This is a genomic window from Rhodovulum strictum, from assembly GCF_009649175.1.
GTDB lineage: Bacteria > Pseudomonadota > Alphaproteobacteria > Rhodobacterales > Rhodobacteraceae > Rhodovulum > Rhodovulum strictum.
The window spans coordinates 145,036-167,503 of sequence record NZ_WJPO01000004.1; the positions used below are offsets into that span (position 1 = coordinate 145,036).

General features: G+C 68.3%; 22 protein-coding genes and 1 tRNA gene. 10 read left to right on the forward strand and 13 right to left on the reverse strand.

The annotated features are described in order from the left end of the window. Positions 1-141: 141 nt before the first annotated feature. From GH815_RS04710 to lexA, 6 genes are all read left to right on the forward strand, one after another. A complete protein-coding gene (locus tag GH815_RS04710) occupies positions 142-723 on the forward strand; it encodes an anthranilate synthase component II (RefSeq protein WP_153747590.1) in 582 nt (193 codons plus the stop codon). Next, a complete protein-coding gene (gene trpD, locus GH815_RS04715) occupies positions 720-1,739 on the forward strand; it encodes an anthranilate phosphoribosyltransferase (protein ID WP_153747591.1) in 1,020 nt (339 codons plus the stop codon). The genes GH815_RS04710 and trpD overlap by 4 nt, the downstream gene beginning before the upstream one ends. Then, on the forward strand, positions 1,736-2,545 hold the full coding sequence (trpC, locus tag GH815_RS04720; RefSeq protein WP_153747592.1) for an indole-3-glycerol phosphate synthase TrpC: 810 nt from the start codon (positions 1,736-1,738) through the stop codon (positions 2,543-2,545). Before trpD ends, trpC begins: the two co-directional genes overlap by 4 nt. Continuing rightward, positions 2,545-3,024: a cyclic pyranopterin monophosphate synthase MoaC gene (moaC, locus tag GH815_RS04725; protein ID WP_153747593.1), complete on the forward strand. Its 480-nt coding sequence runs from the start codon at positions 2,545-2,547 to the stop codon at positions 3,022-3,024. The genes trpC and moaC overlap by 1 nt, the downstream gene beginning before the upstream one ends. Beyond that, entirely contained in the window at positions 3,021-4,193 is a 1,173-nt protein-coding gene (locus GH815_RS04730; RefSeq protein ID WP_153747594.1) for a molybdopterin molybdotransferase MoeA, read from the forward strand. The genes moaC and GH815_RS04730 overlap by 4 nt, the downstream gene beginning before the upstream one ends. Positions 4,194-4,279: 86 nt before the next feature. Beyond that, a complete protein-coding gene (lexA, locus tag GH815_RS04735; RefSeq protein WP_153747595.1) occupies positions 4,280-4,972 on the forward strand; it encodes a transcriptional repressor LexA in 693 nt (230 codons plus the stop codon). A gap of 7 nt (positions 4,973-4,979) precedes the next feature. On the opposite strand, the gene GH815_RS04740 is transcribed toward lexA, so the two are convergent. After that, positions 4,980-7,004, reverse strand: a complete 2,025-nt coding sequence (locus tag GH815_RS04740; protein WP_343030661.1) for a ComEC/Rec2 family competence protein — start codon at positions 7,002-7,004, stop codon at positions 4,980-4,982. Between the two features lie 83 nt (positions 7,005-7,087). Between GH815_RS04740 and gltX the strand changes: the two genes are divergently transcribed. Then, complete coding sequence (gene gltX / locus GH815_RS04745) at positions 7,088-8,494, forward strand: glutamate--tRNA ligase (RefSeq protein ID WP_153747597.1); 1,407 nt, start codon at positions 7,088-7,090, stop codon at positions 8,492-8,494. 81 nt (positions 8,495-8,575) lie between these two features. Next, positions 8,576-9,871 carry a citrate synthase gene (gene gltA / locus GH815_RS04750; RefSeq protein WP_153747598.1) on the forward strand — a complete coding sequence of 432 codons (1,296 nt, stop codon included), beginning with the start codon at positions 8,576-8,578 and terminating at the stop codon, positions 9,869-9,871. A gap of 41 nt (positions 9,872-9,912) precedes the next feature. On the opposite strand, the gene GH815_RS04755 is transcribed toward gltA, so the two are convergent. The 12 genes from GH815_RS04755 to dusA form a co-directional block, all read right to left on the reverse strand. Beyond that, positions 9,913-11,571 (reverse strand): hypothetical protein, encoded by a 1,659-nt coding sequence (locus GH815_RS04755; RefSeq protein ID WP_153747599.1) that lies wholly within the window; start codon positions 11,569-11,571, stop codon positions 9,913-9,915. Next, on the reverse strand, positions 11,568-12,692 hold the full coding sequence (locus tag GH815_RS04760) for a protein-glutamate methylesterase/protein-glutamine glutaminase (RefSeq protein ID WP_153747600.1): 1,125 nt from the start codon (positions 12,690-12,692) through the stop codon (positions 11,568-11,570). Before GH815_RS04760 ends, GH815_RS04755 begins: the two co-directional genes overlap by 4 nt. A gap of 1 nt (position 12,693) precedes the next feature. Continuing rightward, complete coding sequence (locus GH815_RS04765) at positions 12,694-13,584, reverse strand: CheR family methyltransferase (protein ID WP_153747601.1); 891 nt, start codon at positions 13,582-13,584, stop codon at positions 12,694-12,696. Between the two features lie 17 nt (positions 13,585-13,601). Further along, the gene (locus GH815_RS04770; RefSeq protein ID WP_153747602.1) at positions 13,602-14,078 is read right to left on the reverse strand and encodes a chemotaxis protein CheW; all 477 of its coding nucleotides are present in this window, start codon (positions 14,076-14,078) and stop codon (positions 13,602-13,604) included. Next, entirely contained in the window at positions 14,075-15,715 is a 1,641-nt protein-coding gene (locus tag GH815_RS04775) for a methyl-accepting chemotaxis protein (RefSeq protein ID WP_153747603.1), read from the reverse strand. The genes GH815_RS04770 and GH815_RS04775 overlap by 4 nt, the downstream gene beginning before the upstream one ends. Before the next feature lie 2 nt (positions 15,716-15,717). Continuing rightward, a complete protein-coding gene (locus GH815_RS04780; protein WP_153747604.1) occupies positions 15,718-16,188 on the reverse strand; it encodes a chemotaxis protein CheW in 471 nt (156 codons plus the stop codon). Next, positions 16,188-18,125, reverse strand: coding sequence for a chemotaxis protein CheA (locus GH815_RS04785; RefSeq protein WP_153747605.1), 1,938 nt, complete (start codon positions 18,123-18,125; stop codon positions 16,188-16,190). The genes GH815_RS04780 and GH815_RS04785 overlap by 1 nt, the downstream gene beginning before the upstream one ends. Further along, entirely contained in the window at positions 18,122-18,490 is a 369-nt protein-coding gene (locus GH815_RS04790; protein ID WP_153747606.1) for a response regulator, read from the reverse strand. The genes GH815_RS04785 and GH815_RS04790 overlap by 4 nt, the downstream gene beginning before the upstream one ends. 3 nt (positions 18,491-18,493) lie before the next feature. Then, on the reverse strand, positions 18,494-18,823 hold the full coding sequence (locus GH815_RS04795; protein WP_153747607.1) for an STAS domain-containing protein: 330 nt from the start codon (positions 18,821-18,823) through the stop codon (positions 18,494-18,496). 240 nt (positions 18,824-19,063) lie between these two features. After that, positions 19,064-19,840, reverse strand: a complete 777-nt coding sequence (locus tag GH815_RS04800; RefSeq protein WP_153747629.1) for an enoyl-CoA hydratase-related protein — start codon at positions 19,838-19,840, stop codon at positions 19,064-19,066. 83 nt (positions 19,841-19,923) lie between these two features. Beyond that, positions 19,924-20,748 (reverse strand): sulfite exporter TauE/SafE family protein, encoded by an 825-nt coding sequence (locus GH815_RS04805; RefSeq protein ID WP_153747608.1) that lies wholly within the window; start codon positions 20,746-20,748, stop codon positions 19,924-19,926. A 59-nt stretch (positions 20,749-20,807) separates the two neighbouring features. Beyond that, on the reverse strand, positions 20,808-21,794 hold the full coding sequence (gene dusA / locus GH815_RS04810; protein ID WP_153747609.1) for a tRNA dihydrouridine(20/20a) synthase DusA: 987 nt from the start codon (positions 21,792-21,794) through the stop codon (positions 20,808-20,810). A 354-nt stretch (positions 21,795-22,148) separates the two neighbouring features. On the opposite strand from dusA, the gene GH815_RS04815 reads away from it, so the two are divergent. Together GH815_RS04815 and GH815_RS04820 are read left to right on the forward strand one after the other, a co-directional pair. Then, a tRNA-Arg gene (locus GH815_RS04815) sits at positions 22,149-22,225 on the forward strand. 61 nt (positions 22,226-22,286) lie between these two features. Then, positions 22,287-22,445, forward strand: a complete 159-nt coding sequence (locus tag GH815_RS04820) for a DUF6538 domain-containing protein (RefSeq protein ID WP_153747610.1) — start codon at positions 22,287-22,289, stop codon at positions 22,443-22,445. Positions 22,446-22,468 lie beyond the last annotated feature (23 nt).

Genomic DNA, 22,468 nt, shown 5'->3' on the forward strand with positions numbered 1-22,468 from the left:
GGTATGCGGCTTGCCGCTTCTTGCCTTCTGCCTCGCGCGGGGATTTGCCCGCGCCGCCGCCCCTTGACCGGGGCGCACCGCTCTGAGCATGTATAGCCCGACCCGCACCCGGGTTCACCCCCTTTCGCTTGTGGCGCGACCATGCTTCTTCTGATCGACAATTACGACAGCTTCACCTGGAACCTCGTGCATTACCTGGGCGAACTGGGCGCCGAGGCGACGGTGGTGCGCAACGATGCGATGGATGTGCAGCAGGCGATGGCGCTGAACCCCTCGGCCATCGTGCTCTCGCCCGGCCCCTGCGATCCGGCACAGGCGGGGATTTGCCTCGCGCTCACGAAAGCCGCGGCCGAGACCGCAACGCCGCTGATGGGCGTCTGCCTCGGCCACCAGACCATCGGCGAGGCGTTCGGCGGCCGCGTGGTGCGCGCCGGCGAGATCGTGCATGGCAAGATGGGCCGGATCGAGCATGACGCCACCGGCGTCTTTGCCGGGCTGCCCTCGCCATTCCAGGCCACGCGCTATCATTCGCTGATCGTCGAACGCGAAACCCTGCCCGATTGCCTTGTGGCCAATGCCTGGCTGGCGGACGGCACGATCATGGGCCTGCGCCACCGCACGCTGCCGATCCATGGCGTGCAGTTCCACCCCGAAAGCATAGCCTCGGAACATGGCCATGCGCTGCTCAGGAACTTCCTGCAAACCGTGAAGGAGCCCGCATGAGCGATGCGCTGAAACCGCTGATCGGCATTGCCGCCGACCGCCCGCTGACCCGGGACGAGGCGCGGATCGCGTTTCAGGCCCTGTTCGACGGCGAGGCGACGCCCAGCCAGATCGGCGGGCTTCTGATGGCGCTGCGAACGCGCGGCGAAACGGTGGACGAATTCGCCGCCGCCGCCGCCGTGATGCGCGCCAAATGCCGCAAGGTGACCGCCCCCGAGGGCGCGATGGACATCGTCGGCACCGGCGGCGACGGCAAGGGCACGCTGAACATCTCGACCGCGGCGGCCTTTGTCGTGGCGGGGGCGGGCGTGCCCGTGGCCAAGCATGGCAACCGCAATCTCAGTTCGAAATCGGGCGCGGCAGATGCGCTGAGCCAGCTTGGCATCAACGTGATGATCGGGCCGGAAATTGTTGAAAAGGCTTTGAAAGAGGTCGGCATCGGCTTCATGATGGCGCCCATGCACCACCCGGCAATGGCGCATGTCGGCCCGACCCGCGCCGAGCTTGGCACGCGCACGATCTTCAACATCCTCGGCCCGCTGACCAACCCCGCGGGGGTCAAGCGGCAACTGACCGGCGCCTTTTCCCGCACGCTGATCCGCCCGATGGCCGAGACGCTGGCGGCGCTGGGCTCCGAAGCGGCCTGGCTGGTCCATGGCAGCGACGGCACCGACGAGCTTGCGATTTCGGGCATTTCCCATGTCGCGATGCTTGAGGGCGGCGCAGTGACCGAACGCGAGCTGCACCCCGAGGAGGCCGGCCTGCCCGAACACCCCTTCGAGGCGATCCTCGGCGGCACCCCCGAACACAACGCCCGCGCCTTCGGCGCGCTGCTGGACGGCGAACCGTCCGCCTATCGCGACGCGGTGCTGCTGAACGCCGCCGCCGCGCTGGTCGTCGCAAGCCACGCAAAGACCCTGCGCGAAGGCGTTGAAATGGCATCCGAAAGCATAGATTCCGGCGCCGCGAAAGCCAAGGTGCGCGGACTTGCCCAGATCACATCGGAGACGGCATGAGCCAGACCATCCTCGACCGCATAAAGGCCTACAAGCTGGAGGAAATCGCCGCCGACAAGGCCGCGCATCCGCTCTCCGAGGTCGAGGCCGCGGCAAAGGCCGCGCCTCCCGTCCGCCCCTTTGCGGCGGCCCTGCACCGGGCGGCGCAGCGCGGCTATGGGCTGATCGCCGAAATCAAGAAGGCCAGCCCGTCCAAGGGCTTGATCCGCGAGGATTTCGACCCGCCCGCACTGGCCCGGGCCTATGAGGCGGGCGGCGCGACCTGTCTTTCGGTGCTGACCGACACGCCGTCCTTCCAGGGTGCCAAGGCGTATCTGGAAGCGGCGCGTGCGGCGGTCGGCCTGCCCTGTCTGCGCAAGGATTTCATGTATGACACCTACCAGGTCGCCGAGGCGCGCGCGCTGGGGGCGGATTGCATCCTGATCATCATGGCCAGCGTCTCGGACGCCCAGGCCGCCGAACTGGAAGCTGCCGCGACCGAGTGGGGCATGGATGCGCTGATCGAGGTGCATGACGCCCCAGAGCTTGACCGGGCCTGCGTGCTGAAATCCGGACTTATCGGCATAAACAACCGCAATCTCAACACGTTCGAGACAAGTCTTGATACAACGCGTCAACTTGTGCGCCGCGTGCCCGAGGGGCGCCAGATCGTCAGCGAATCCGGGCTGAACAGCCCCGAGGATCTGGCCGAGATGGCGCGCTATGGCGTGCGCAGCTTCCTGATCGGCGAAAGCCTGATGCGCCAGCCCGATGTCACCGCCGCCACCCGGGCGCTGTTGGCCAATCCGGCGATGGGCGCGCATTGATGGCGGGTCTTACCCATTTCGACGCCGAGGGCCGGGCGCATATGGTCGATGTGTCCGGCAAGCCCGTGACCGCACGGCTGGCAATGGCCGAGGGATGGATAAGGATGGCGCCGGAAACGCTTGATATCGTTTGCGAAGGCCGGGCGAACAAGGGGGATGTTCTGGGCGTGGCGCGGCTGGCGGGCATCATGGGCGCCAAGCAGACCGCAGCACTTATCCCGCTCTGCCATCCGCTGCCGGTGACCAATGTCGCGCTCGACCTGACCCCCGACCCCGCGCTGCCCGGCATCCGCATCGCCGCGACCGTGCGCACCACCGGCCAGACCGGCGTCGAGATGGAGGCGCTGACCGCCGTCTCGGTCGCGGCGCTGACGATCTACGACATGCTCAAGGCCGCCGAAAAGGGCATGGAGATCGGCGGCATCCGCCTGACGCTCAAGGAGGGCGGCAAGTCGGGCCGCTACGAGGCCGGCGCATGATCACGGTCGAGGAGGCCCTTGCCCGGGTCTGCGCCCTGGTCGCCCCCCTGCCGGTCGAGGATGTGCCGCTGGCGCAGGCTGCGGGCCGCGTGCTGGCCCGCCCGGTCGCCGCCCGCCTGACCCAGCCGCCCTTCGACACCTCGGCCATGGATGGCTACGCGATTGCCGAAGCCGATGCCCGGCCCGGCGCCGTTCTGGACGTGATCGGCCTGTCGCGCGCGGGCGAAGGCTTTGGCGGCACGCTTGGCCGCGGGCAGGCGGTGCGCATCTTCACCGGCGCCCCGGTGCCGCGCGGTGCCGCGCGCGTGGTGATCCAGGAGGATGTCACGCGCGCGGGCGACCGGATCACGCTGGGCGAACGGCTGGACCGCGGCACCAACATCCGCCCCGCGGGCGCCGATTTCACGCTGGGCGACACGATACCTGCGCCGCGCCGGTTGCGGTCTGCCGATCTGGCGCTGGCCGCCGCGATGAACCTGCCCGCCCTGCCCGTCCACCGCCGCCCCGATGTCGCGATCATCGCCACCGGCGACGAGCTGGTGATGCCGGGCGAGGCGCCGGGTCCCGACCAGATCGTCGCGTCCAACGGCTTCGGGCTCAAGGCCATGGTCGAGGCCGAGGGCGGCATCGGGCGGCTTCTGCCGATCGCGCGCGATACCGAAGCCTCGCTGCAAACCGTCTTCGGGCTGGCCGAGGGGGCCGATCTGATCGTGACCATCGGCGGCGCCTCGGTGGGCGATCACGACCTTGTCGGCAAGGTGGCGGCCGGTCTGGGCATGGAACAATCCTTCTACAAGGTCGCGATGCGGCCGGGCAAGCCGCTGATGGCAGGCCGGATGGGCAAGGCGGCGATGATCGGACTGCCCGGCAACCCGGTCTCGGCGCTGGTCTGCGCGCATCTGTTCCTGCTGCCCGCGCTGCGCGTGATGCAGGGCCTGCCCGCCGCCCCCGCCCCGCGCCTGACCGGGCGGCTGGCCTGCGATCTGGACGCCAACGGCCCGCGCGAACATTACATGCGCGCCCGGATCACCGCGGACGGGCTTGCCCCCTTCGACCGGCAGGACAGCGCGCTTCTGACGATCCTTTCCGAGGCCGACGCACTGATCGTGCGCCCCCCGGGCGACGGACCCCGCCGTGCGGGCGAAAAGGTGGGTTATCTGCCGCTCTGACCGGGCCGCATTGCGCCGGGCGAACTTGACACAAAACGGGAACATGCCTAGAACATGGGGGAACAGGCCCATGGCGAGGATGTCCCATGCTGACCCGCAAGCAACTCGACCTGCTGGAATTCATCCACAAGCGGATGCAGCGCGACGGCGTGCCCCCCTCTTTCGACGAGATGAAAGAGGCGCTGGATCTGCGCTCGAAATCGGGGATCCACCGGCTGATCACGGCGCTTGAGGAACGCGGCTTCATCCGCCGTCTGGCCCACCGCGCCCGCGCGATCGAGATTGTCCGTCTGCCCGAGGCGCTGGAGGCCAGGGGCTTCCGCCCCATGGTGATCGAGGGCGACGGCCCGCCGCCCGCCCCGCTGCCCGGTGCGATGGATGTGGAATCCGCAGGCGCGCTCGAGGTGCCGCTGATGGGCCGGATCGCGGCCGGTACGCCGATCGAGGCGATTTCCCATGTCTCGCATCATGTCGCGGTGCCGGGCAGCATGCTGACGGGCCGCGGGCGGCATTACGCGCTTGAGGTCAAGGGCGATTCGATGATCGAGGCGGGGATCAACGATGGCGATGTCGTGGTGATCCGCGAACAGACCACCGCCGAGAATGGCGAGATCGTGGTCGCGCTGGTCGACGATCAGGAGGCGACGCTGAAACGCTTTCGCCGCCGGGGCGACATGATCGCGCTCGAGGCCGCGAACCCGGCCCATGAAACCCGCATCCTGCCCTCGGACCGGGTCAAGGTGCAGGGCCGTCTGGTCGGGCTGATCCGCAGCTACTGAGCCGCCGCTACCGCGTCCATGGGCGGCTGCCCCGTTCGGGCCGCGTGGGCACAAGGCGCGGGCCGTCCGGGCCGGGATAGACCGCCAGCGTGCCGGATCGTGCCAGCGCCCCTTGATCCAGCAGGCGGCATCCCTCGGGCGCATCGCGGACATTCTGCGGCACGATCACCCAGCCTTCGGCGCAGGCCGGCGCGACCTTGTCGGCCCAGCCGCGGCCGGTAATCAGGATGAACCGCTCGCCCGCCACCTCGGCCACCTGAAGCCCGCGTTCGCCCGCCAGCCCCGGCCGCGCAAAGGCCATTTCCTGCGTGACCCGGTCGCCATCGTTTTCCAGCCACGACCCCGCGACGAATCCATCGCCGCCGGGTTTCGACAGCGCCCGCCCCTCGGGCCCCAGCGCGCCCACAAGCCCGCCGCTTTCGGCGATCAGCAGCGCGGGGCGTTCGGTCTGAACCCACAGCACCAGCGCCAGCAGGATCGGCACAAGCCCCGCCAGCCGCGCCCGGCCCGACCACAGGATCACCCAAAGCGCGCCGAGCGCGATCATCGGCAGCACCGCAGGCCCCGGCGTCACCACCGGCCAGACCGCGCCCTCCAGCCCCGCAACCCAGTTGGCGACGCCAAGGATCCAGGCGATGCCCCAGCGCATCGGCTCCAGCGCCAGCCCCGCCAGCCCGAAGGGCGCCAGACAGGCCGCGGCCACGGCCGCCGGGATCACCAGCAGCCCCATCAGCGGCACCGAGATCACGTTGGCCAGAAGCCCGTATTGCGACATCTGGTTGAAATGCGCCGCCCCGAAAGGCGCGGTTGCGAAACCGGCAACCCCCGACGAGATCACCACCACCAGCACGCCGTTCAGCCAGCGCGGCGGGCGCCAGCGATCCTGCGGCCACTCGCGCAGGGCGCCAAAGATCGCGATCAGCGCCGTGGTCGCGGCAAAGGACATCTGGAACCCGGCCTGGGTCAGGCTTTCGGGCGCCATCGCCAGGATGATCAGCGCCGCCACCGCCACCGCCCGCAGCGTCAGTGCGCGCCGGTTGGCCAGGACCGCGACCAGCACCACCGCCACCATCACATAGGCCCGTTCGGTCGCGACATTGCCGCCCGACAACGCCAGATAGACCGCCCCCGCCGCCAGCGCGCCGATTGCGGCCAGCTTTTTCGTCGGCAGGCGCAGGGCAAGCGGCGGGATCAACGCGAAGCCGAAGCGCAGCACGCCGAACACCACCCCGGTCAGCAGCCCCATATGCAGCCCCGAGATCGCCAGAAGATGCGCAAGGTTCGAATCCCGCAGCGCCTGCAATGACGCACGCGAAATCGCCGAACGGTCGCCGGTCAGGATCGCGGCGGCAAAGGCCCCCTGATCGCCCGGGATACGCGCGCGCAGCGTGCCCGACAGCGCCATCCGCGCCCGCTGCACCACAAGCGTCAGCCCCCCCTCGGGCGGATCAAGCGCCACCGCCGGGCTGCGCGCATAGCCCACCGCGCCCAGCCGCTCGAACCAGGCATGGCGGCGAAAGTCGAAGCCGCCGGGCTCGGCCGGGGCCGAGGGCGGCGACAGATGCGCCATCATCGCGATCCGCGTGCCGGGCGCGGGATCGGTGATGCCCGCCGCCCCGTGCAGCGACACGCGCACCCGTTCGGGCGTGCGATGGGCGGGCACGCGCTCCAGCCAGACCTGATCCAGCGTGATCCGCGGCGCGTCCGACATCGAGCGGTCCAGCGCCACCACCCGCCCCTCGACCACGCCGTAATAGCGGTAATCCAGCTTGGGCGCCGCGACCATCTGCGTCCGCCCCGCCGCCAGCACGACGCCAAAGGCCACCAGCGCCAGCGCGATCAGCACCGGCCCCCAGCGTTCCGGCCCCTTCCACGCGGCCAGCAGCAGCACCGCGCCACCGCCCGCCAAGGCGGCCAGCATCGCGGCAGAGGGTTCCGTGGGCAGCGCGAAATAGGCCCCGATGCCAAGGGCCAGAAGCACCGGCACCCAGGGGAACAGATGGCCCCTGCGGGCCTCGAGCGCGCCGAGCACCCCCAATGCTTGTCCTCTCCCGGCCGATCTCCTAGACAGGCGGCAACGCTATCTCCATCATGATGAACAAAAGGTTAAGGCGCATGTCCGAGACGCAGGTCGTCACCCGTTTCGCCCCGTCGCCCACGGGCTTCCTGCATATCGGCGGTGCCCGGACGGCGCTGTTCAACTGGCTTTTCGCGCGCGGCCACGGCGGGCGGTTTCTGCTCCGGATCGAGGATACCGACCGCGCCCGCTCGACCCCCGAGGCGACGGCGGCGATCCTGACCGGGCTGCGCTGGCTCGGGCTCGACTGGGATGGCGAGGCGATCAGCCAGTTCGAGCGCGCCCCCCGTCATGCCGAGGTGGCGCATCAGATGCTGGCCTCGGGCAATGCCTATAAATGCTTCGCCACCCAGGACGAGATCGAGGCCTTCCGCGAGGCCGCCCGGGCCGAGAACCGCTCGACCCTGTTCCAGAGCCCCTGGCGCGATGCCGACCCCGCAACCCATCCCGATGCGCCCTTCGTGATCCGGCTCAAGGCCCCGCGCGAGGGCGTGACCGTGATCGAGGACGCGGTGCAGGGCCGCGTGACCATCGGCAATGACCAGCTTGACGACATGGTGATGCTGCGCTCGGACGGCACGCCGACCTACATGCTGGCGGTGGTGGTGGACGATCACGACATGGGCGTGACCCATGTGATCCGGGGCGACGACCACCTGAACAATGCCGCGCGCCAGATGCAGATCTATCACGCGATGGGCTGGCCGGTGCCGGTCTGGGCGCATATCCCGCTGATCCACGGACCCGACGGCAAGAAGCTGTCCAAGCGCCACGGCGCGCTGGGGGTCGAGGAATATTGCGCGATGGGCTACCCGGCGGCGGCGATGCGCAACTACCTGGCCCGGCTGGGCTGGTCGCATGGCGATGACGAATTCTTCACCGATGCCCAGGCGCAGGGCTGGTTCGGGCTGGAGGGAATCGGCCGCTCGCCCGCCCGGCTCGACTTCAGGAAACTGGAAAACCTGTCGGGCCAGCATATCGCCGCCATGCCGGACGCTGCGCTGCTGCACGAATTGGAGGCGTTTCTGGCCGCCACCGCCCAGCCCGCCCTGACGGAACCGCAACGGGACGGTCTGGCGCGCGCCCTGCCCCTGTTGAAATCCGGTGCAAAGACCTTTCCGCAACTGATTGAAAAGGCGCATTTCGTGCTGGCCACTCGGCCGCTTGTGCCGGACGAAAAGGCGGCGCAGGCGCTGGATGATGTATCCCGTGGTATACTGGCGGAATTGACGCCGCATCTGCGAAGTGCTAGCTGGGAACGCGACGCGCTGGAAGCGGCGGTCAAGCAGGTGGCCGAGGCCCACGGAACCAGTCTCGGCAAGCTCGCCGCTCCGCTGCGCGCAGCACTCGCGGGGCGCAGTGTATCGCCCAGCGTGTTCGACATGATGCTGGTCATCGGCCGGGAGGAAACGCTTGCCCGGCTGGCCGATGCCGGGGGTTGCTGAGCCGCGAACGGCCGCCTGCCACCCCCAGGGACAATGCCGGAGCCGCGCCAAGCGGCCCGCGCGCGACAGGAGAGGGACTTCATGGCAGACGGCAAGAAAACCGCGACACTGACGCTGGACGGCAAGTCGATCGACCTGCCGGTGCTCAGCCCGACCGCTGGCCCCGATGTGGTGGATATCGGCAAGCTCTACGGCCAGATGGGGGTGTTCACCCACGATCCCAGCTTTACCTCGACCTCGTCCTGCGAAAGCTCGATCACCTTCATCGACGGCGATCTGGGCGAATTGCTGCACCGGGGCTATCCGATCGACCAACTGGCCGAGAAATCGCATTACCTCGAAGTCTGCTTCCTGCTGCTGTACGGCGAACTGCCCACCGCCGCCCAGCTTGAGGATTTCGAAAGCCGGGTGACGCGGCATACGATGGTGCATGAACAGATGCACCGCTTCTTCACCGGCTTCCGGCGCGACGCGCACCCGATGGCGGTCATGGTGGGCGTGGTGGGCGCGATGTCGGCCTTCTACCACGACTCGACCGATGTGAACGATCCCTGGCAGCGCGAGGTCGCCTCGATCCGGCTGATCGCCAAGGTGCCGACCATCGCGGCGATGGCCTACAAGTATTCCGTCGGCCAGCCCTTCGTCTATCCGCGCAACGATCTGGACTATGCCTCGAACTTCCTGCGCATGTGCTTTGCCGTGCCCTGCGAGGAATACGAGGTCGACCCGATCCTGACCCGCGCGATGGACCGGATCCTGACGCTGCATGCCGATCACGAACAGAACGCCTCCACCTCGACGGTGCGGCTGGCCTCAAGCTCGGGGGCGAACCCCTTCGCCTGCATCGCGGCCGGGATCGCCTGTCTGTGGGGTCCGGCCCATGGCGGCGCGAACCAGGCCTGTCTGGAAATGCTGCGCGAGATCGGCACGGTCGAGCGCATCCCCGAATACATCAAGCGCGCCAAGGACAAGGACGATCCGTTCCGGCTGATGGGCTTCGGCCACCGGGTCTACAAGAATTTCGACCCGCGCGCCAAGGTGATGAAGCAATCCGCCGACGAGGTGCTGGACCTTCTGGGCATCGAGAACAACGAGACGCTGAAGGTCGCCAAGGAACTGGAAAAGATCGCGCTCGAGGACGAGTATTTCGTCTCGAAGAAGCTCTATCCCAATGTCGATTTCTACTCGGGCATCATCCTTGACGCGATGGGCTTCCCCACCTCGATGTTCACCCCGATCTTTGCGGTCAGCCGCACGGTGGGCTGGATTTCGCAGTGGAAGGAAATGATCGCCGACCCGAACATGCGGATCGGCCGTCCCCGCCAGCTTTATACCGGGCCGACGCGGCGCGATTATGTCGATGTCGAGGACCGCTGAGCGGTGGTGAACCCGCGCGGCGCCCACCCCGGCGCCGCGCCTCAGAAGAAGATGTCCAGTTCTTCGGCCGGTCCGGCGCTGACATCGGGCGGCAGGTCAAGCCCGTGGGCAAGGCAGAACGCGCGATGGATGTCACGCTCGGCATCCATCGAATAGCCCGCCCAGATCGCATCCAGGATCGCGTCGAATTCCGGGCCGGCAACGGGCGGCGCGGGGTCGGCATCGGTCGGACCGACCAACCCGGCAAGCCGCGCAACCTGCGCCTGCATCGCCTCGCAGGTGCCGGGCACCGTGGCCCGCAGCGAGGCGGCAAGCGCGCCGGTGCGTTCGGTCACAACCTTCCCGGCCTGACATACCCGGTCCAGATCGCGCGCCAATCCCTCTCCGGCGCCCTCGACCTCGGCAATGGTCCGCGCGGCGCCGTCCTGAATGTCGCCGATCAAATCAGAGGTGCGCGCGTCATTGGCGGCCAGCGCATCGCGGACCTGCCGCAGTTGCGCAGCGGAATCAGAGGCCAGCAGCCGCAACTGGCTGGCGATTTCCTTGAGCGCCTCGCCCTCGTCGCCAAGCTCGGCACAGGCGAGAACCGCATTGGTGCCGACAAGCCGCAGATCCTCGGCCAGCGACGAGACATCGCCCAGAACCCGCCTGAGATCGGCCATTCGTTCAAGCACCGCCCCGGCCGTGTCAAGCATCACTTCGCGGCGGCCGCGGATTGCATGCACCGCATCGCGCGCCCGCTCGACCTCGGCCACCAGCAGCGCAAAGGCATGCAGCCGTTCGTTCACCGATGCGCCGCTGCCGGTGCCTGCGATCTCCTCGAACTGGTGGACGCTGTCGGCCAGCGTCGCGGTGATCGTCGCGGTTTCATCGCGCAGATCCATGAAAGCCCCGGCAAGCTGCGCATCGGCGAGCCCGACCAGCGCCGCAGCCTCGGCATCGGCACGCGCAAGGATCTGGCCGGCATGGTCGATCCGCTGACTGGCCCGGTCCCCGGTCTGAAGCCGGACGATGACATCGTCGAATTCCTGCTGAAGCCGGTCGAGATGGGCCGCAAGCGGGCGGCCGAACGCGGTTTCGTTGCGGCGGTCGTCGCGAAACACCGCGACCGCGCCGCCCAGCGCCTCGAATCCCGGCCGCAGGCCCGCCACCTCGGCGCGCAGATCGGGCAGGCGGCGCCGGGCCAGCACCCGCAACTGGGCAGAAACCTCGTCGCTGATCTTCTGCACCTCGGCCAGGATCACGCAGCAGCGGTCAAGCAGCGCGCGGGCATTGTCGGCGAAACTTTCAAGCCGGGCATGGCGCGGACGCAGCGAGAACACCTGAATACGGGCATTGGTCGCCACGAACTGCATCATCTTGATGGTGCGCACGACAATCGCGACAGAGCCGTTCAGCGCATCGACCCGCTGGCGCAGCCCGTCGATATCGACATTGCTCCGGCCCAGAACATCGTCAAGGCCATGCACCGATTGCGCAAGCTGCCGGGCGTACAGATCCACCGCCTCGATCACGACGGGGGCATGTTCGACCAGTTCGCCAAGGGGCGCGCGCAGTTCGGAGCACCGCGCCTCCATCGACATCAGCGTTTCGCCCGCCGCAAGGAACACCCGCTCAAGCTCGGCCCGCAGCAGGTCAAGCGCCGCGCCATCGGACCGGGGCGGCGCAGGGCGAAGCGGATGAAACAGCGGCGCGGTCATGAAGCCACCTGTCGTTCGTCGCGCCCCATGCGCGCGGTGATCTCGCGCGCGATCCGGTCCAGGGCCAGGCTCTGGCAGACCGCACCCAGTTCCTCGGCCGCCCGGGGCATGCCATAGACCACGCAGGATGCCTCGTCCTGGGCGATGGTCCAGGCACCCGCGGCGCGCATCTCGGCCATTCCGGCGGCGCCGTCATCGCCCATCCCGGTCAGCAGCACGCCAAGCCCGCCCTGCCCCGCCGCCTGCGCGACCGAGCGGAACAGCACATCGACCGATGGCCGGTGGCGCGACACGCAGGGGCCGCTGCGCAGTTCGGCGCGATACCCCTTGCCCACGCGGCGCAAGACCAGGTGCCGGTCGCCGGGCGCGATCACCGCCTGCCCCGGAACCAGCACGTCGCCATCCTCGGCCTCCTTGACGGAAATGGCGCAAAGCGTGTTCAGCCGGTCGGCAAAGGCGCGGGTGAAATGTTCGGGCATGTGCTGCACCACGGCGATCGGCGGCAGCCCGACGGGCAGCTTTTCCAGAACCTCGCGCACCGCCTCGGTGCCGCCGGTCGAGGCGCCGATCGCGATCACCGGCGGCCCCGCAAAACCCCGCGGCGCAGGCGCGGGCGGCAGGATCACATCGGCGCTGAACCGTTCCCCGGGGGCCAGAACCCGCAGCCGCGCCGCATCACGCCGCGCGCCGCGCCTGCCCGAACCGGACTGATAGGCCGCGTGGATCGCGTCACAAAGCCGGATCGCCGCCTCGCGCCGGTCCTCGGCCGTGGCGATGCGGGGCTTGGCCAGCACCTCGGCCGCGCCCAGTTCCAGCGCCCGAAGCGACTCGCGCGAGCCCGCCTCGGTAAAGGACGAGATCACGACAACCGGCATCGGGCGCTGGGACATGATCTTTTTCAGGAAGGTCAGCCCGTCCATCCGCGGCATCTGAAGATCCAGCAGCAGCACATCGGGCAGCCGCTCGCGCATCATCTCGGCGGCCTGGAACGGATCGGCCGCGGCCCCGATCATCTCAAGCCCCGGATCCTCGGCGATCAGCTTCTTGAAGGCGATCCGGATCGAGGCGCTGTCGTCAATGACGAGCACGCGAACGGGGTCTTTCGGGGCCGAGCCGGTCATGTCAGTCCACCCTTCTGAAGGTCGCCGGTGCGATCTGGACCAGCGCCGCGCCTTGCGCGATCATCGATTCGGAATGGCCCAGATACAGGATGCCGCCGGGCACCAGATGACCCGCCACATGCCCGACGATCCGGGCCTGATCCTCGGCCGAGAAATAGATCAGCACGTTGCGCAGAAAGACGATGTCGATATCGCGTTCCAGCGGATAGCTTGCATCAAGCAGGTTCAGTTGCGCGAAACAGACGTGGCGGCGCAGTTCGGGCACGATGCGCCACTGTCCGCTCTGGTCGTCGCAGCCGCGCATCATCCAGCGCGCGCGCAGGTCGGGAGGCACCGGGGCCAGCATCGTATCGGGATAGACGGCGCGGCGGGCGTCGCGGATCACCCTTGTATTGATGTCGGTGGCCAGGATCGCCCAGTTGAACGGGCCGCTGACGCGGGCATGTTCGGCCGCGCAGATCGCCATCGTCCAGGCCTCGGCCCCGGTCGAGGCGGCGGCGGACCACAGCTTGACCGGCTGGCGACCGTCGCGCCGCCGCGCGATCGCCTCGGGCAGCGCGCTGTCCGAAAGGTGGCGGAAATGCGCGGGCTCGCGGAAGAAGTCGGTCTTGTTCGTGGTCACCGCGTCAAAGATCTCGGTGCGCTCGGCCTCCAGCGCGCCATCGCGGAACAGGTGGCGGATATAGTCGTCCAGCGTGGCATGGCCCAGTTCGGTCATCCGCCGGCGCAACCGCCCGGCCACCATCATGCGCTTGGACGGCGGCAGACGGACCCCGATCTCGGCCTCGACAAAGGCCGCGAAGCGTCCGAAGGCATCGTCCCCGGCCCCGGCCTGCGGGCGCAGGGGGGCTGCCTCGGGGGCGGGGCGTTCGGGGTTCAGGGTTTCGGCCATGTCTGCCATCCTTCGGATCAGGCCACCGCGTGGCTGGCGGGGGCCGCCATGGGATAGGCCAGAAACAGCCGGTCCAGGTCGAGCAGCGTGACGAATTCGCCCTCGCGCCGTCCGATGCCCCGGACCAGACGGTGGTCCCAGTGCAGAAGATCGGCTTCGGGCACCGGCTCGACGCGGTCATTGTCGAACGCCGCCACCTCAAAGACCCGGTCGGTACGCAGCGCGACCTGCGCGCGCCGCTCGCCGGTCTCGACCCAGAGCACGACAATGCGCGTCGCGTCGTCATCCGCCGCACGCGGCAGGCCCAGAACCGCACGCAGATCCACCACCGACACGCCCGCGCCGCGCACGTCGATCACGCCCATGACATGCGCGGGCGCGTTGGGAATGCGCGTGATCCGCCGCCGGTCGAGGATTTCCTGCACCCGGCCGACGGGAACGGCGAACCGCTCGTCCCCGACGCCCAGGGTCACGACCTGGCCGATCCCGGTCATGCCGCGCTCTCTTTCTTCCAGTCGCGCATGAACTGCGCGTCCAGCTCGTCGCCTTCCTTGCCCAGATCGAAATCGAAGCCCATCGGCTTGGATTTCTTCGCGGGCGCCTTGCGGGCGGGCGCGGGCGCACGCGCTGGAGCCTTGGCGTCGGTCACCCGGAAATAGCCGATCGCGGATTGCAGCTGCTCGGCCTGGCTGGCCAGTTCCTCGGCGGTGGCCGACAACTCTTCGGAGGCCGAGGTGTTTTCCTGCGCGACCTTGTCGAGTTGCTGGATCGCCATGTTGACCTGGCTCGCGCCGGTCGCCTGTTCCTGGTTCGAGCGCGAGATCTCGGTGACAAGCTGCGAGGTCCGCTCTATATCGGGCACGAGGCTGGCCAGCATCTCGCCCGCCATCTCGGCCGACTTGACCGTGCTGGCCGACAGCGACGAGATCTCGCCCGCGGCACTCTGGCTGCGTTCGGCCAGCTTGCGCACCTCGGAGGCGACGACCGCAAAGCCGCGGCCATGTTCGCCCGCGCGCGCGGCCTCGACCGCGGCGTTCAGCGCCAGCAGGTCGGTCTGGCGCGCGATCTCCTGCACCACCATGATCTTTTCGGCGATGGTCTGCATCGCCTCGACCGCCTGGCGGACCGCCGCGCCGCTTTCGCGGGCATCGACGGCGGCCTTGCGCGCGGTCTTCTCGGTCTCGTTGGCGTTCTCGGCGTTCTTTTCGATATTCGAGGCCATCTGCTCCATCGAGGCAGACGCCTCCTCGGTCGAGGACGCCTGTTCGGTCGCCCCCTGGCTCAGTTCTTCCGAGGTCGCGGCCATCTGTTCGGCCCCCGACGAAACATTGCGCGCGGCGCCGTTGACCTCGGTCACGACCGAGCGCAGCTTTTCCGCCATCCGGTTCAGCGCGCCCAGCAGATCGGTGATCTCGTCATTGCCGCGCGCCTCGGCGGTCTGGGTCAGGTCGCCATCGGCCACCGCGCGGGCCAGCACATTGGCACGGTTCAGCCCGCGGCCGATCGAGACGAGGATCCAGGTCGCGATGCCGGTACCGAGCAGCGTCGCCACCGCCAGAAGCGTCAGGGCCAGCAGGCGGGCGCTTTCATACTCGCCGCGCGCCGCGGCGACGGAAACGCCCATCATCGAAAGGTTGCGCTGCAACATGCTGTCCAGGATCGCCTCCATCTGATGCCAGATCTGCTGCCCCTCGCCGGCCACCAGCCGGTAGGCATCCTGTTGCTGGCCTGCATCGGACAGCTCCATGGCGCGGCCCGAGATCCCGCTGAGCGTGGCGTAGGCACCCAGATAGGAATCGGCATCGGCGCGGCCCTCTGCGGTGGCAAGCGCGCGGTATTCTTCGACATATCTGCCATGCGCCTCGCGCCCGCGGGTCAGGGCGGCCTTGATCTGCTCCCTGACGGCGGCATCGTCCGACAGCAGGTATTCCCGCACGTTGCGCTGCACGCGCAACTGCTCGGCGACGATGGTCTGGGTCAGTTCGATGCGCTTGGCCTCGTTCTGGACGATCCCGTCCAGACGGCTGTTCAGGTTCGACAGATCCATCAGCAAAAGCCCGATGCCGACCGCCGACATCGCGACAAGCGCCGCAAAGGCGGCGGCGAGTTTGACTTTGATCGTAAGGCGCATTTTCAGAGGTCCTTCTCGAATTGGGGGGTGCCGGGGGCATTGGAAAGCGAGGCGGCATAGATCCGCTCCAGATCCGGCAGGATCACGAAACCGGTATCGGTTCGGGCGATGCCGGACAGGAATTCGGGGGGCCATTTCATGCCCACCTCGGGGATGTCGCCCACCGCGGCATCGTCGATTTCGGTCACGTCAAGCACCCGGTCGGCGATGACCGCGACCGTGGTCGCCTCGCCCGCCACGGGCACGTCCAGCACCAGCATGCGGGTATGTTCGTCGGGCTCGGCCTGTTTCATCCCCAGCGCGACGCGCAGATCGGTCAGCGGGATCACCGCCCCGCGGACATTGACAAGCCCCGAGGCAAAGCGCCCGGCGCGCGGCACCCGCGTCACCGGCACGGGTTCCAGGATTTCGTGCAGCATCCGGGTCGGAACGGCCAGCGTCTCGCCCGAAAGGGTCAGGGTCACGACCTGCATCAGGCGGCTCCTTCCATGAGGCGGGTCCGGTCCTCGAGCGTCCGGCCCAGCGAGATCAGGTGCCCGACATCCAGGATCAGCGCGACCTTGCCATCGCCAAGGATCGTGGCGCCCGAGAACGATTTCAGTCCGGCATGAACGCGCGAAAGCTGCTTGATGACGGTCTGGGCGTTAGACACGATCCGGTCGACCACCAGCCCCACCCGGCCATTCGTCCCGGCAACGATCACGACCTTCTGGAACTGCGACCGCGGACCCGGCGTCTGGAACACATCGGCCAGCCGCAGGAAGGGCACCAGATCGCCGCGGATATCGAGAAAGTTCGAGCGGCCCTCGCTCGCGACCAGATCGGGCGGCAGTTCCACGCATTCCTCGACCGCCGAGACCGGGATCGAGTACCGCTCGCCCCCCACCTCGACCAGAAGCCCGTCGGCAATGGCCAGCGTCAGCGGCAGGCGCAGCGTGACGGTGGTGCCATGGCCCGGTTCGCTGTCCACATCGATCTGCCCGCGCAGGCCCTGGATGGCGCTGCGCACCACGTCCATGCCCACGCCGCGGCCCGAAAGCTCGGTCACCGTGGCGGCGGTCGAGAAGCCGGGTTCAAAGATCAGCCGGTACAGATCGGGGCCGGTGACGGTCGAGCCCGGCGGCAGCAATTCGCGCTCGATGGCGCGGGCGCGCAGGCGGTCATCGTTCAGCCCGCGACCGTCGTCATGGATGCGGATATGCACCTCGGCCCCGGCATGGGTCGCGCTCAGCGTGATCGTGCCAGAGCGCGACTTGCCCGCGGCAACCCGGTCCTCGCCCGTTTCCAGCCCGTGATCGGCGGCGTTGCGCAGGATATGCACCAGCGGGTCGGTCAGAACCTCGATCACCGTCTTGTCCAACTCGGTCTCGCCGCCGGTCGAGACGAATTCGATGGGCTTGCCCAGTTGCTGGGACAGGTCATGCACCAGCCGGCGAAAGCGGCCGAACAGGTTGCCGATGGGCACCATGCGGATCGACATCGTGGTTTCGCGCATGCCCGCGGCCAGGCGGCGGATATCCTCGGCCACCGCCATCAGCGTGGGGTCGCGCAGTGCCAGCGACAGGTCATGCAGCCGCGACTCGGCGATCACCAGTTCGCCCACGCGGTCCATGATCTCGTCCAGCCGCTGGGTGGCCACGCGCATCGTGGTGTGATCGCCCGGCCCGGCGGAGCGCTTTTCGGGGCTGGCGCGGGCGGCGTCGGGCGCGGCATCTGGCGCGGTCGTGGCCGGTACGCCGCCCAGCGGCTCGATGGTCAGGCTCAACTGGTCCTGAAGGAACAGGAACACCTCGTCGATCGCGGCGCGCTCTACCGGGGCCGCGATCAGCACGGTCCATGTGATCGGCGGCGCCTGCGGGCTCAGCGCGTCAAGCGGCGGCAGGGCAGACAGGTCGCAGCCAACCTGCACCCGTCCCGGCGCAAGATCCCCAAGCTCGTCCAGCAGCGCGGGCAGGTTCAGCCCGAGCCCCAGCGCATCGGGGCCAAGGCCGAAGACGATGCGCCACCCCTCGCCCGCGGGGGCTGCGGCAGCGTCCTGGCCGCCAAGCGCAGCGGCCAGCGCCTCAAGGATGGGGGCATTGCCGGGGCTTGCGGCCAGCGGATCGGCCAGCAGCGCGCCGATCTGGTCGCAGGCGGTCAGCGCGACACGGATCAGCGCCTCGCCCGCCCGGCCACCCGGCGCGCGCAACCCCTCGAACGCGGTTTCGAAGCCATGCAGGAACTGCGCCAGTTCGGAATGGCCGAACATCGCACCCGATCCCTTGAGCGTGTGCAGGTCGCGAAACAGCGCGTCGATCAGCGCGCGATCATCCGGCGCATCGGCAAGGTTCAGCAGGTTGCGCTCGATCCCGGCCTGAAGATCCGCCGCCTCGGCAAGGAAGACGGCATCGGCATCGTCGTCCCCGGTCATGCCCCCACCATCCTTTTGACGACACTCAGAAGCTGTGTCTGATCGAAGGGCTTGGTCATCCAGCCCAGCGCACCGGCGGCCTTGGCCTCCTGGCGCAGGTCGTCGCGGGTTTCGGTCGACAGGAACACGATGGGCACGCCGCGCGCGGCCGGGCGGGTGCGGAAGGTGCGGATGAAGGTCAGCCCGTCCATCCGCGGCATGTTCTGGTCGGTCAGGATCGCATCGGGGCGGGCGCGGTCAAGTTCGGACAACGCCTGTTCGCCATCGCCGGCCTCGATCACCTGATAGCCCGCGCCGGTCAGCGCCTTGCGCACCATCTGCCGGACCGAGGGCGAATCGTCGACGATGAGAATGGTCTTGGACATGCGTCAAACTCCTTGACTCTGTTCGAGGGGAAGGCCCGTCGCGCAAGTCCCGTCGAAGTGCAGGTGCCGGGCGGGGTCGATGCCGCAGGCGCGCATCCTTGTCTCGACCAGCCCGCCCGACGGCATCACCACCGACAGGCGTGCGCCGCGCTGTGCGGCGGTGACCAGTGCCGAAAGCAGCACCGCGATCCCGGCCAGATCGCAGCGCGCCCAGTCCGAGGTAACGATCCGGTAATCGCCGCCCGCTGCGATTTCTGCGGACAGAAGCGGCGCAATTTCGTCCGCGCGGCCTAGATCAATTCCAGATAGCTCGTGCAGCAGTTCAGAGGACATGCAAACCCCCTTTTCAATTCAAAGATGACTACGCAGTGCAAATTAACGCAGTCCTAATGCCGTCCCCGGAACGGCGCGAAAACGTGGTCGATTTGATCGACCTTTCCGCGTCGCGACCTGTTTGCGACAACAGGACAGGCACGCCGACAGGGGCGCGAAACGAATGATCCAGCAGTGTTTCAGGCAAAGAATGGCGCGCCCGTGGTCATTTCGTGATCCGGCGGGTGCGATCCGGGCTGCTCAGCGCCCTTCAAAGCGCGGGCGGCGCTTTTCCAGAAAGGCCACGACACCCTCCTTGAAATCCCGGGTCGCGCCGCACGCGCCCTGCAAGGACGCCTCAAGCGACAATTGTCCTTCAAGGTCATTTGCATAGGACTGGCGGATCGCCTGCTTGAGCTTGGCGTAGGCCACGGTCGGCCCCTGCGCGAGTTGGGTCGCGCGGGTGCGCCAATGTGTCGCAAAGCCATCTTCGGGCACGGCCTCCCAGATCATGCCCCAATCGGCGGCCTGACGCGCGGGCACGGGCTCGGCGAACAGTGCCGCCCCCATCGCGCGCGCAAACCCCACCTGCCGCGGCAGCCAATAGGTGCCGCCCGCATCGGGAATCAGCCCGATCCGGGTAAAGGCCTGAAGAAAGATCGCCGCCTCGGACGCGATCACCACATCCGCCGCCAGCGCAAGGTTCGCCCCCGCCCCCGCCGCCGGGCCATTCACCGCCGCAATGGTCGGGATCGGGCAATCGAAGATCGCGCGCAGCATCGGTTCGTATTCGTCGCGCAGGGTGCGTTCCAGGTCGATATCGGCGACATTGGCCCCGTCGCCCAGATCCTGCCCCGAACAAAAGGCCCGCCCTGCCCCGGTGATGACCAGAACGCGGGCATCCTCGGGCGCGTGGCGCACGGCATCCAGGATCTCGGCCCGCATCCTTGTGTTCAGCGCGTTCATCACCTCGGGCCGGTTCAGCGTCAGCACCCCGATCCCGTCCGCCGCGCGGTACTCGATCACCTCATAGACCATGGCCGGTTTCCTCACGCTGCACCCTGGCGCCAGACTAGCGCGGCGGGCGGGGATGGAAAGCGGGACGCAGCGGCGCGGCCCGCTCAGAAGCCAGCGGCCTTGCGCAGCATGTTGCCCGCCACCACGATGGCAAAAACCGCAAAGACCCGGCGCAAGGGCTTGGGGTCCAGCCGGTGGGCAAGCCGCACGCCCAGCGGCGTTGTCAGCAGCGTCATCGCCACGATCACCGCAAAGGCAGGCAGGTTCACCGCCCCGATGGTCAGCGGCGGCCGCCCCTCGGGGGCGATGTCGACCAGCAAAAAGGCGATCACCGAGGGCACCGCGATCAGCAGCCCGAACCCCGCCGCCGTCGCCACCGCCCGGTGGATCGCCTGGCCATAGACCGTCATCAGCGGCACCCCGAACAGCCCGCCGCCGATCCCCATCAGCACCGCCAGGAACCCCACGCCCGAAGACAGCGCCGCGCGCAGCGCACCCCCCGGCATCGCCGTTCCCAGCCGCCATGTCGCGCGGCCAAAGGCCAGATAGCCCCCCGCCAGTACGCCCAGCACCCCGAAGATGCCCTGCAACACCACCGACCGCAGCCCCGCCGCCACCAGCACGCCCAGCACCGCCCCCAGCATCAGCCCCGGTGCCCAGCCGCGCAGGATCGTCCAGTCGACCGCCCCCTTGGCGTGATGCGCCAGCACCGAGCGGACCGAGGTCACGATGATCGTGGACAACGAGGTGGCCAGGCAGATCTGCATGATCTGCGGGCTGTCATAGCCCAGCGCGCCGAAAGCATAGAAGAAGGCCGGCACCAGGATCAGCCCGCCGCCGACGCCCAGAAGCCCGGCGATCACCCCGGCCACCGCCCCGATCGCCAGAAGCAGCGCCAGCATCGGCAGGATCAGCGAAAGCTCGGGCATGGCGGTCTCCGGGTGGCTTGGCTGCCCTTAGCCCAGCGGGGCCGGCCGCGCCAGCGCGATCAGGCCGCCCGCGGCAGCGCCGCAAGGGCCGCGTCCAGCACATCAAGCCCCGCGCCGGGCTGCACCCCCCCTTCGGACAGGATGCGCCGCCAGGCCCGCGCGCCGGGCTGGCCCGCGAACAGCCCCAGCATGTGGCGGGTGATGTTGTGCAGCCGCCCGCCCTCGGCCAGATGGCGCGCGATATAGGGGCGCATCGCGGCCACCACCTCGGCGCGTGTGCGGCACCGCCCGTCCTGCCCGAAGATCGCCGCATCCGCGCCCAGAAGGATCGCCGCCGGATCGTGATAGGCCGCCCGCCCCACCATCACCCCGTCAAGCCCCGCCTCCAGCAGCCGCCGCGCCTCGTCCAGCGACTGGATCCCGCCATTGATGCAGATCGCAAGGTCGGGAAAGGCGCGCTTCATGTCCAGCACCAGATCGTAATCCAGCGGGGGAATATCCCGGTTCTCCCGCGGGCTCAGCCCCTGCAACCACGCCTTGCGCGCATGGATGACAAAGCGGCTTACCCCCGCCGCGCGCAGGGTTTCCAGAAACCCGGGCAGGATGTCGCGCGGCTCCTGATCGTCCACGCCGATGCGGCATTTCACCGTCACCTCGACACTGGCCGCCGTCCGCATCGCCGCCACGCACTCGGCCACCAGAGCGGGCGACTTCATCAGAACCGCCCCGAACGCGCCCGACTGCACCCGGTCGGACGGGCAGCCGACATTCAGGTTCACCTCGTCATACCCCTCGTCACAGGCCATCCGCGTGGCCTGCGCCAGTTCGGCCGGGTCCGAGCCGCCAAGCTGCACCGCCACCGGATGCTCGGCCGGGTCAAAGGCCAACAGATGCCGCGCCTCCCCCCGCACCAGCGCCGCCGAGGTCACCATCTCGGTGTAAAGCAGGCTCTGCCCGCTCATCAGCCTGTGGAAATACCGGCAATGGCGGTCCGTCCAGTCCATCATAGGCGCGACGGATAGTCTATGCGCTTGATGTTTCATCATTTTTCTTGCATCTTCAATCCATTGACCCGAGCGGCCCCAGCGACCCGCCGAAACCCTGGCCGCCCGGTAGTACCGCCCGAACACCCGTAACCCGCCCGATCGTCAGGGACCGGGCAGGCTTTTCTATAGCCGAAATCTTCCCCGCGGGGAAAGTTCTGCACTGCGGGCATGGCCCGCAAACCGGCATCACGCCTTGCAAACAGCGCGGCGGACCACATACGCCATCCTCGGCGCAGAACGCTTGCGGGCGAACTCCGCTCTGTCCCGGCAAGCCATGCCCCGGACCACAGACAAGCCGTGGACATGCCTTTCCGATTGCAGCCGCCGCCACCCGCCGCTATATCCTGTCGCGAAGCACCCGTAGCTCAGCTGGATAGAGTGCTGCCCTCCGAAGGCAGAGGTCACAGGTTCGAATCCTGTCGGGTGCGCCAAGCTTCAGTTCAAGCAGTTGTTTTGCCTCAGCTTTCTCGATGGAGAGGGCGAGAGTAGCACATGCTGGAGCACAAAACACCGAACCACACCTTCTGGAAGAACGGCGTCTTCTACTTCCGCAGACGAGTTCCTTCTGATTTGTCCCACCACTACACGAGCGGCCAGGGTCGTGTCGCGAATGCTGTGGAAATTCTCTGGCGGCATGCTCCGGGCATGTGAAGGTTCGTGTTCTCAGGCGGCGA

Excerpts from the sequence above, each read along its gene's own strand:
- GH815_RS04710 (WP_153747590.1), top strand. The coding sequence starts at position 142 with ATGCTTCTTCTGATCGACAATTACGACAGCTTCACCTGGAACCTCGTG.
- trpD (WP_153747591.1), top strand. The coding sequence starts at position 720 with ATGAGCGATGCGCTGAAACCGCTGATCGGCATTGCCGCCGACCGCCCG.
- trpC (WP_153747592.1), top strand. The coding sequence starts at position 1,736 with ATGAGCCAGACCATCCTCGACCGCATAAAGGCCTACAAGCTGGAGGAA.
- moaC (WP_153747593.1), top strand. The coding sequence starts at position 2,545 with ATGGCGGGTCTTACCCATTTCGACGCCGAGGGCCGGGCGCATATGGTC.
- GH815_RS04730 (WP_153747594.1), top strand. The coding sequence starts at position 3,021 with ATGATCACGGTCGAGGAGGCCCTTGCCCGGGTCTGCGCCCTGGTCGCC.
- lexA (WP_153747595.1), top strand. The coding sequence starts at position 4,280 with ATGCTGACCCGCAAGCAACTCGACCTGCTGGAATTCATCCACAAGCGG.
- gltX (WP_153747597.1), top strand. The coding sequence starts at position 7,088 with ATGTCCGAGACGCAGGTCGTCACCCGTTTCGCCCCGTCGCCCACGGGC.
- gltA (WP_153747598.1), top strand. The coding sequence starts at position 8,576 with ATGGCAGACGGCAAGAAAACCGCGACACTGACGCTGGACGGCAAGTCG.
- GH815_RS04755 (WP_153747599.1), bottom strand. The coding sequence starts at position 11,571 with ATGACCGCGCCGCTGTTTCATCCGCTTCGCCCTGCGCCGCCCCGGTCC.
- GH815_RS04760 (WP_153747600.1), bottom strand. The coding sequence starts at position 12,692 with ATGACCGGCTCGGCCCCGAAAGACCCCGTTCGCGTGCTCGTCATTGAC.
- GH815_RS04765 (WP_153747601.1), bottom strand. The coding sequence starts at position 13,584 with ATGGCCGAAACCCTGAACCCCGAACGCCCCGCCCCCGAGGCAGCCCCC.
- GH815_RS04770 (WP_153747602.1), bottom strand. The coding sequence starts at position 14,078 with ATGACCGGGATCGGCCAGGTCGTGACCCTGGGCGTCGGGGACGAGCGG.
- GH815_RS04775 (WP_153747603.1), bottom strand. The coding sequence starts at position 15,715 with ATGCGCCTTACGATCAAAGTCAAACTCGCCGCCGCCTTTGCGGCGCTT.
- GH815_RS04780 (WP_153747604.1), bottom strand. The coding sequence starts at position 16,188 with ATGCAGGTCGTGACCCTGACCCTTTCGGGCGAGACGCTGGCCGTTCCG.
- GH815_RS04785 (WP_153747605.1), bottom strand. The coding sequence starts at position 18,125 with ATGACCGGGGACGACGATGCCGATGCCGTCTTCCTTGCCGAGGCGGCG.
- GH815_RS04790 (WP_153747606.1), bottom strand. The coding sequence starts at position 18,490 with ATGTCCAAGACCATTCTCATCGTCGACGATTCGCCCTCGGTCCGGCAG.
- GH815_RS04795 (WP_153747607.1), bottom strand. The coding sequence starts at position 18,823 with ATGTCCTCTGAACTGCTGCACGAGCTATCTGGAATTGATCTAGGCCGC.
- GH815_RS04800 (WP_153747629.1), bottom strand. The coding sequence starts at position 19,840 with ATGGTCTATGAGGTGATCGAGTACCGCGCGGCGGACGGGATCGGGGTG.
- GH815_RS04805 (WP_153747608.1), bottom strand. The coding sequence starts at position 20,748 with ATGCCCGAGCTTTCGCTGATCCTGCCGATGCTGGCGCTGCTTCTGGCG.
- dusA (WP_153747609.1), bottom strand. The coding sequence starts at position 21,794 with ATGATGAAACATCAAGCGCATAGACTATCCGTCGCGCCTATGATGGAC.
- GH815_RS04820 (WP_153747610.1), top strand. The coding sequence starts at position 22,287 with ATGCTGGAGCACAAAACACCGAACCACACCTTCTGGAAGAACGGCGTC.